Here is a 9,237-nt window from a genome sequence, read left to right as displayed (position 1 = left end):
GACCTCGTAGCCTGGCCAGAAAGCAGCAAGATCAATAGGATGCACGGCGGCAGTAGGGGGGCGTTTGGCGACTGTCAATTTACCCACACCCCTGACTGTCAACTCGCTCTTTCCCCTGATTCCGCGAAGTACCTTTTTCAAGGGAGCGTTCTCGGCTCCGGTTCAAGCACCTCGCGGTACAGGTCTACGTAATCGGCAACCATCCGTTCGGCAGTAAAGTGCCGCCAGTAGCGCTGAAGAGCACGCGCTCCCATCTCTTCCGCTTTGTCAGGATGCGCCCACAGGTAATCCATCGCGCCTCTAAGCGCCGATGGGTCACTGGGCGGGACAACCAGTCCCGTTTCATTGGCGATGTTGATGAAGGTAGTTCCAGTGCCAATCTCGCTTGAGATCATCGGCTTCCCAAACATCGCGCCCTCCAGCAGAGAAATGCCGAAAGCTTCCGAGCGCAAATGAGAAGGGAAGACCACTGCATAGCTCAATTCGAGCAAGGCTACTTTGTCGATCTCCGGTAACTGACCGAAAAAAAGAACGTTGCTAAGTCCCAGGTTCCGGGCCTGCGTGCGCAGCTCCAACTCGATAGGACCAGCGCCCACGATAACAATCGGAAACTGCCCCCCCTTCGCGGCCTCCATCAGTATGTGCAAGCCCTTGTAGTAACGCAGCACACCCACGAACAGAAAAAACCTCGAGCCTACCTTGGAGCGCCAGAAGTTCAGTCTTTCGGGCGTTGCCTCGGGATAGGTTTCCCGATCCAGGCCAATGGGAATGACGCTGACCTTATCCCGATAACGGCCCAGAACCTCACTGGTCTCCAAGTAGTTGGGTGAGGTCGCAACGATGCGATCCACATCTCGCAGAAAGCAGTGCTTGAGGGGCCTGTAGACCTTCAGCAGGTGTTTTTGACGAATGATGTCGGAATGGTAGGTAACTACCGTCGGTTTGTTGACCATGGTGGCGAAATGAACCACATCCATGAAGGGCCAGGGGAAGTGGTAGTGGATGACATTCGCCTGGCGCGCAAGCTGATAAAAACGAAGGAGAGCCGATATTGAGAACCCGGTCGAGGCTATTTGCAGATCCATACGGGCGCGATGCACCAGATACCCCCCGACATCGACCGTGCGCGGTACATGCCCACACGTAAGCGACAGGACATCCGTCTGAACGCCCTGCTTGGCCGCCCCCAGTCCGATCTGGTGGATGACCTGCTCGATCCCCCCCACCGATTCGGGTACCGAGGTCTTGTAGAAGTGGAGTACTTTCATAGGCTTCGAGTGACCGCCTCCATGCGTTCCAGGAATAGCTTCTTCGAGAAGCGTGCCGCTTGTGTCTCACAGGCCTCGCGCATCGCCAAGGCCCTTGCCGGGGGCATGTCGCCAATGGCTTCACGCAGGCTTTCCACGTCAAGGGCCGGCGCTACGAGAGTGCCGGTCTCGCCATCCAGAACAGTTTCCAGCATCCCTCCGTCACGCACGCCGATGACCGGTTTACCGGCTGCCATCGCTTCCACTGGCGACATGCCGAAGTCCTCGTCCGTGGGCACGTAGATCGCCGCCCGGGCACAGCCTACGCATGCACGCAAGCCCTCTTCATCCTGCCAGCCGGTGAAGACGATATTGGGCGCCCCCTTGGCCAGCGCCTTCAGTCGTGCCTCGTCGCGCCCTCCCGAGGCGATCACCAGTTTCTGTCCTGGTAAACCGAGGAAGGCCTGGATGATGAGGTCAACCCGCTTGTGTGGCTCGAGCCGTGCCAGTGAGACGAAGTAGTCCCCTTGCCCCGTCCACCTGAATCGTTCTGTATCCACCGGCGGATGAATCACCTCGGACTCCAGGCCGAGATGCTGGCGAATACGACTGCGTACGTTCTCGGAGTTCGCGATGATCCTGTCCATGCGCCCTAGGGCGGCTTCGTAGCGCCGTCCCAGGGCATCGAAGGCTGCGGCGGCCAGCGGCCGGAGCGGCGGTGCAAAGCGCACGAGGTAGCGATCGCGCCAGTCATAGACGTATCTAGGGGGCGTATGGCAGTAGTAGATACGCGCGCCGCCTCCCTGGTTGAACACGGCCGATGGTGCGTATAAACCGCTGTAGACGACCGTCTCCGCATCGCGCAGAAAACTGGTGCGCCAGGTGAAGCAGGCCAGGGCCTCGGCGATGCGCGGCAGCGGCCGGGTACCCACCCCGCCCAGGCAACGCAGCCCATCTGCTCCCAGTAATTCTTCTACGGCGAGAAAGCGTGCCTGCTCGTAAATACGTGAAACCACCAGTTGATATCCCGGCAGGCCCCTCACCAGATCGAGGGACAGGCGCTCGGCCCCTCCGCTGACCTGGAGGTAGTCGTAGAGAACGTATCGGCTCATGTCTCGCTCGCCCACGAGAACAGCGGCGCAAGCCGCTGGGGCCAGGAAGCCGACTGCGCATACCGCTGGTAATGCGGTGCCTGGTTCGGCTCCTCCAGTGCGACCAGCACGGCGGCGACGAACTCGGCGCTCGATGAGCACAGTACGGCTGGGCTACCCAGCCCCTCCAGTTCGGCCCAGCGGCTTGAAACAACGGGCAGGCCGGAAGCCAGGTATTCATAGAGCTTGAGCGGGTGAATATGGGCGACCAACTGCCCGCATTTCTCCAGGTGGAAGGGAATCAAACCCACTTGGGCGTGACGCAGGTAGCCGGCCAGTTGATCGTGTGGCCTGACCCCGAGAAAGTGCACATTGGCGGGTACGGTGGCCGGTGGGCTGGCGCAAGGCCCGATGAGCACGAAGTTGACCCATGGCATGGCTCGCGCGCAGGCGTCGATCAGAGTCATGTCGACCCAGGTGCTTATGTCCCCCACGAATACCGCGATCGGGCCAGAAAGTGAGGCGTATTCGGCTGGCCGCGGGGGGTGCCCGGTGAAGCGTTCGAGGTCCACGCCGTTGGGCATGTACATCACCTGGCGTGCACCCTGCTCGGATGCCCACTGCGACAAGCCTCGGGAAGCCGTGACCACCAGATCGGCGCGTGCCAGGGCGTTCATCTCGCTCCTCCGAGCCCCGGCGCCATAACCGTCGAAGCCGGCGTTGAAGTCGGCAAGGCGCACCACGCAGCGCTTGTAATGAATGTCATCGAGCCAGGATGGCTGATAAATGCTGTCCAGTAACAGCAGGTCGACCTCGCCGAAGCCCGCCTCGCGCACCATCCGCCTGACGTCGGGCAGACTCAGCCTGTTCCAGTGCGAGAACAACCAGGGCGAACGCAGGAAGCGCCGGTTGGAGGGCGCCAGGAGCGAGAACGGCACGTAGTGCCAGAGCTTGCCGTCCAGGTCGCGCTGGCCGCCGGCACGGTACTCGGCCAGCCGGGCTTGGAGCACGGATGAGCTTCGCTTCAGGAAATTGAGCGGCGTGATGGGGGCCGCTATGTAGGCGACCTCCCACCCCTGGCGCACGAACTGGGTGGCGATGGCATGGCTGCCTACGCGTATCGGCGAGGTCCAGCAGTGGATGCCGATATGCAGGACACGCTTAACCATGGTCCGCCTCCAGCGAACGCATGCTCCAGACACAACGTTCGGGGATATCGCGCACGCGGATCACCCGGGCCTTCCATTTGCAGCCATAGCCGGGGGAGTAGACCCCCTCCTCCAGCGTGGAACAGCCATCAGAAACTTCCAGTCGGACCCGAACCCTGCCCGTATCCAGAAGCCAGCCCCCTTCCTCCTGTATCACCTGGACCCCGGGTGACAATGGGAATGCGAGTTCGCGCGAGTCCGCACGGCATTCGTCGACGACCTCGAAACCATCGTCCAGGACGGTGACGCTGCGCAGGTGCGGTGCGGCGAAACCGTCGTGTTCACCGACGAAGCACGCCGGAGTAGCCCTGATGACTCTGGCAGACGCCACGCGGGATAGGCTGAACAGGCCGGTGGCCCCCTCCAGCCAGCCGTTCTGTTCACCGGGCGCGGCGCTCAGGGTGGCATGCGCGTGAGTGGAGCGGAAAGCGTTGCGCAGCTCCGGTAGAGGCGTATAGACGTAGGTTCCAGGGTCGAGCAAGAAGGGGTCGTCGGCAAAAAAAACCTCCAGCGAAAGCTGGTCGTTATGCGCGTGGCCGCCGTTGCCGAGCTGTCCCACCGGACCGCAGCGTACCGATAGCCAGAGCCGTGGACGTCGATAGACGTACAGCCCGAAATCGTCGAAGGCGTGGAACGCACCGAGCGGCGCAATGGCCGGGACGTCCTCAGCCTCCCCAAGGTCTCCCGCCAGCGATTTGATCAGCAGTCCATCCAGCGATGCGGGCTGGTGTAGGGCGCCCTTGCACAACTGGGCCACACAGTCGATGAGTGCCGCATGTCCGTCGCTCCATGGCTCATCAGGCCGTGTATCGGGGGTGAGCTTGAAGAAACGGCCGCTGTCGTTGTCACCGATCTGCACGATTTGCCCATCCGGTCGAGTAATGGCACGGGAAAAACCGGCCATTCGCGCCAGGTGATGCAGCGCTTCTCGAGAGTGCAACGCCTTGGGTGCCGGCACGCTGCGTTGAGCCGGCAGCAAACCCGGCCCGCCGCCATCGATGTGCTGGAGGATGGAAAGTTCCAGCCCCGCCAGGCGAGCAGCGACACGACGGGCAAGCGCCAACGGGAACAGGACCAGTTCCGCCGAGAGCCGGTGATAGCTGGTGGAGGCCTCGAAGTTGCTGCCATCGGTCTGGAACTGCAGGAACATTTCTTTGCCCAGTTCGTTGGCAGCCAGCGCAAGCCAGGCATCGCTTTCCGGGCTCCCGGGCAAGTAAGCAGCCACGAACAGCAGGCCAGCCACATTGGACAGGTAGTGATTGCTGCGCAGGTGGGGGAACCACTCCAGATGGGTCACGATGTGAGCCCCGTGGGTTTGCACACTGCGTCGAAACTCGATGTCGAATTCCGGTGCGAACCTCAGGCCGGCGGCGATGAAGATGTCGTGGGCCAACAGAAGGTTGGCGATGCGGATCGCCACATCCATGGTGCAGACCCAGTTCACGCCAAAGCGTGGCGGGTTGGCCGAGATGAAGTCGAGCACCTGATCCTGGAATTCGACCCGGAGCGCTTCACCGGCCTCCTCCTCGCCGGCCAGCCGGTGCGCAGCCGCAGCCAGCGCCATCCGGGGCGCGTGCTGCATGCGGGCCAGTTCCCAGGGCAGCTTGATGTCCACCCCCGGCAGGTGCCCATAGCGGATCTGCGACGACGGCGTGGCTGCTGACCAGCGATAGCCGGAACGCAGGTCCAGTTGCCAGTCGATGAATCGGTATCCGGGGGAGATCAACCGTCGCAGTCGCGCCCCATGGCGTCTGTTGGCACGGTTGAGGCCCCTTGTGGCAGGTGCCGTATAGCGGTGTCCCTCCAGCCCTGTGGGCTGGAATCCGAGGTCAGGGCAGATATCCCAGGCACCGAGAAGGTCGAAACGATGGGCGCGTATGCGTGCCGCATCCGCGGCCAGTGCGTCGTGCCAGGGCGCCAGCGTCTTTGCCGACAGCGTTGGCAGCAGGCTCAGCAAGGGCTGCTTCGGTACCTGGCGTCCGAAGGTCGGCAGGAAGCGGTCGCGGATCTGAAGGCGAAGCTGGGCACCGTTACGCAGGACGAAGGCCTTCACGCGGCACACGATTTCGGTCGGTGGGTGGCGTAGCAGGCGTTTGATTCTGGTCGGCCAGCTCATGGGCAAAGGCGCTCCAGTGAAGAGACGATCCGCTGCGTGTGATGCCTCCAGGTATGTCGATCCAGCACTTCCTGCCGTGCGGCAATGCCCAGGCTCCGCCCCATATCGGGGTCCTCCAGCAAAGCACAGAGGCCGTCGGCGAGGCTGTCCGGCTCACCCGGCTCGACCAGCCAGGCGCTGTAGCCATGTTCAAGTACCTCGCCGATCTGCCCCAGTGCCGAGGCAACAATCGGGCGGCCCATGGCCATGTACTCGAAAAGCTTCGTGGGAGAACCGAAGAACGGCGTGCCGTCGGGGTTGGGCACATGGGGGGCGACGAGAATGTCGCAGCAGGCCAGGTAACGCGGTGCCTCCTGTTGCGGCACCTGCCCAGTGATCAGACAGTACGGCCGAACGCCCAGGTGCACGGCCTTTTCCAGCGTCGCCGCGTGACGAGCGCCCTGCCCCACCAGCAGCAAGCGCAGGTCCTCGCAATCCCCCCGACGTTTTTCCCGGAGCATGGCGAATGCCTCGACCAGCTCCTCCGTACCGTGCCAGGGGCCGAAGGTGCCGATGAATCCGATGACTGTCTTGCCCTCCAGGCCCAGCTCCCGTCGCAGCGCGGTGGCGTCGATGGCCGGATGGAACGCTTCCGCATCCACGCCGTTGGGGTTGACCAGGATGCGCTCGGAAGGCACTCCACGCTCCAGCAGTTCCTGGCGCAGCACATCGCTGACCACCACGACCAGGTCAGCTGCTTCCAGATTGAGTCGCTCGATGTGCTCCGACAGGTCCGGCCTCGCCACTGGCGTGCCCCAATTCCGGCTGATCCAGACTTCCGAGCCGTTGTATTCGGTGACCAGGGGCACCCCCAACGCCAGGGACAGCCTGGCGCCAGCGTAACTGTTCAAGCTGTAGCGCTGGTAGACGAAGGATGGCCTGCGTCCGCCCAGGGCCGCCTTCGCCTCGTCACTGGCGGAGCGGCTGAACAGCAGCGGCGGGATCTCGCGAAAATCCCAGAATACCGGGCCCGGGAGGATAGTCCGTACAGGGATGGAGGCATCCAGGATCGGATTCCCTGCCGTGGAAAGCACCAGGGGGACGGTTCCGGTGACGGCGGCCAGATTATTGACCACGCCGGCCATATGGGTAACCGAGCCACCGACCTGGGTCGAGAACCACAGGTCGGTCTTCAGGTACAGGCACGGTGCTCCGGAGCTCAATGCCACAGGAGTACGTTGCCGGGCCCGCAGCAACAGCTCTGCCAGTTCACTGCGGGCCTCCTTCAACAGTTGGGGCAGGCGCAGGGCTTCGCCCAGGGCATGGACCGACTGGCGGATAAGCTGCCAGGGGCCGATGACCAGGCTGGCGAGGTTCGAATCGACGAGCATGACCTTGCCATGGGCCAGCAGGCGCAGTACCGCCATCACCATCAGGGGCCGGGGACGCAGGCCCAGGTGCGGCAGGACAAGGGTGATCGAGGCATAGCGCAGCAGGTGACGTCGCAACCCCGGGCCACGCACGATGGTCGCGAATTGGGCATGCGACCAGGCTTCCACGTCCAGGGGCAGTTCCAGCCCCTGGGGGGGCTCGCCATCGCAGATCAGCAGATGCGTCATGTCAGAGACCCTGGCCGGTCGGAGTGTCGATCCAGCGGTCATACCAACTGGCAAGGTTGTACAGCGCCCATAGGCTGGCGCCGTGGTTGCCACGTCCGCTGCGGTGGGCCTCGAACAGATCGCGGATGTAGCCATCGTTGAACCACCCGTTCCTGAATAGCGCGCACTGGCTGATCTCGTACTCGACCCTGCGGCCCAGCTCGCCTTTCAGCCAATGAGCCACCGGGGCGCCGAAGCCGACCTTGGGCCGGTCGATGACCGGGTCGGGGATCAACCCACGCACCGCGTCCTTGAGCAGCGACTTGGCCCGACCACGTTCGAGCTTCCAGGCCTCGGGCATTGCGAATGCCGCCTCCACCAAGCGGTGGTCGAGGAATGGCACCCGTGCCTCGATCGAGTTCGCCATGGTCATCTTGTCGACCCTCATGAGCAGCAGCTCGGGCAGGCGATAGGTCAGTTCCAGGTTGGTCATGCGCCGCAACTGTTCATCGTTGCCGGCCGGCAGCAGGGCTGCGGCCGCAGCCATGACGACGTCGCTGTCCGCGATACGCAGCGCGCTATCGTCCAGCAGGCCGGAACCCCGGGTGAAGTCGATGGCATCCTTGTTGAGCAGGGCACTCTTCTGGATTTCCCAGAATGTGGCGGCGCCGCCCCAGAAACACTCCTTGTCGCGGCTGGCACGGAGGAGAAAGTCGAGGCTGGAAGAACGGTACAGACCCTCCCGCCCGATCCGTTCCGCCAACTGACCGATCCCCCGCCGTAGACCTTTCGGCAGCCACCGTCGGTAAGGCGTCCAGAGCTGCCGGTAGAGCTGCAGGTAGCGCAGGTAGCCGCTGTAGCCTGCGAACAGTTCGTCTGCGCCCTCGCCCACCAGCACGGCCTTTACTTCACCCGCTGCCAACCTGGAGACATGGTAGAGCGGCAGACACACCCAATCGGCCAAGGGCTCGTCCTGATGCCGGAGGATGTCGTCCCAGGACTGTTCGAGCGAGTCCTGTGTCACCAGGATTTCGTGGTGCTCGGCCCCGAAGTGACGCGCGATGTCCCTTGCATGCCCGCGCTCATCCAGTTCCGGGAACCCGTCGAAGCCCACCGAGAAGGAATGCACCGCCCCGTTGGCTCGGGCGGCCATGCCGGCCAGCAATGCGCTGGAGTCGACACCGCCGGAAAGCAGTACGCCCACGGGGACATCCGCTGCCATGTGCTCCTCCAACGCATCATCAAGGGTCGCACGTATCGTGTGTACCGCTTCTTCGCGGCTTGCCGGCAGCGGGAAGGACGACAGGCTGGCATGCCAGTAGCGCTTGAACGTTGGGACGCCGTCATCCGCGATACTCAGGTAGCACCCTGCAGGCAGCTTCTGGATACCACGGAACAGGGTCATGGGCGCAGGTGCAACCATGCCGCTCAGGTAGTGGTACATCGCACATGGATCGATTTCCCGGACGACATCCGGCACCTGCAAGATTGCCTTGATCTCGGAGGCGAACAGTAGGCGCCCGCCACCCTCATGCACATACAGCGGTTTGATACCGACGCGATCGCGGCCGAGATAGAGGATGCGTTGCTTGGCGTCCCACAGGGCAATGGCGAACATGCCGCGCAGGCGATGCAACAGGCCTTCCCAACCCCAGGCCAGGTAGCCGTGGACCAGCACCTCGGTGTCCGAATGCGCGGTGCGGAATCGATGCCCGGCTGCCTCCAGCTCACGACGCAGGCCAACGTGGTTGTAAATCTCGCCATTGAAGACCACGACCACCGACTCACCGGCATCCGTCATCGGCTGGGTCGAGGCGTCATCGAGGTCGACGATGGACAAGCGCCGATGGCCCAGCCCCAGGCGACGCGACGTGTCCATCCATAAACCGGCGGCATCCGGTCCACGATGGGTCAGGCTGTCACGCATGCGGGCCAGCATGGGCTCGGAAACGGCCAGGCCGCCCTCCGCTACGAGTACTCCGCAGATTCCGCACATGG

The 9,237-nt window shown here is 63.3% G+C and carries 6 protein-coding genes; all 6 read right to left on the bottom strand.

The features are described 5' to 3' along the window. Positions 1-137 precede the first annotated feature (137 nt). Genes A7D27_RS23295 through asnB form a run of 6 tightly spaced genes read right to left on the bottom strand, consistent with a single transcriptional unit; the run spans position 138 to position 9,235 of the window. Positions 138-1,268 carry a glycosyltransferase family 4 protein gene (locus A7D27_RS23295; RefSeq protein WP_069566237.1) on the bottom strand — a complete coding sequence of 377 codons (1,131 nt, stop codon included), beginning with the start codon at positions 1,266-1,268 and terminating at the stop codon, positions 138-140. After that, a complete protein-coding gene (locus A7D27_RS23290; RefSeq protein WP_069566236.1) occupies positions 1,265-2,359 on the bottom strand; it encodes a glycosyltransferase in 1,095 nt (364 codons plus the stop codon). Before A7D27_RS23290 ends, A7D27_RS23295 begins: the two co-directional genes overlap by 4 nt. Continuing rightward, complete coding sequence (locus A7D27_RS23285; protein ID WP_256557203.1) at positions 2,356-3,507, bottom strand: glycosyltransferase; 1,152 nt, start codon at positions 3,505-3,507, stop codon at positions 2,356-2,358. The genes A7D27_RS23290 and A7D27_RS23285 overlap by 4 nt, the downstream gene beginning before the upstream one ends. Next, positions 3,500-5,662, bottom strand: a complete 2,163-nt coding sequence (locus tag A7D27_RS23280) for an alginate lyase family protein (RefSeq protein ID WP_069566235.1) — start codon at positions 5,660-5,662, stop codon at positions 3,500-3,502. The genes A7D27_RS23285 and A7D27_RS23280 overlap by 8 nt, the downstream gene beginning before the upstream one ends. Beyond that, the gene (locus A7D27_RS23275) at positions 5,659-7,260 is read right to left on the bottom strand and encodes a glycosyltransferase family 4 protein (RefSeq protein WP_069566234.1); all 1,602 of its coding nucleotides are present in this window, start codon (positions 7,258-7,260) and stop codon (positions 5,659-5,661) included. The genes A7D27_RS23280 and A7D27_RS23275 overlap by 4 nt, the downstream gene beginning before the upstream one ends. A gap of 1 nt (position 7,261) precedes the next feature. Further along, positions 7,262-9,235 (bottom strand): asparagine synthase (glutamine-hydrolyzing), encoded by a 1,974-nt coding sequence (gene asnB, locus A7D27_RS23270; RefSeq protein ID WP_083265754.1) that lies wholly within the window; start codon positions 9,233-9,235, stop codon positions 7,262-7,264. Positions 9,236-9,237: the final 2 nt, after the last annotated feature.

The organism is Pseudomonas sp. 1D4 (assembly GCF_001728925.1).
Lineage (GTDB): Bacteria > Pseudomonadota > Gammaproteobacteria > Pseudomonadales > Pseudomonadaceae > Metapseudomonas > Metapseudomonas otitidis.
Note: the sequence above shows the minus strand (reverse complement) of the source record. Positions and strands in the feature narration are given on the sequence as shown.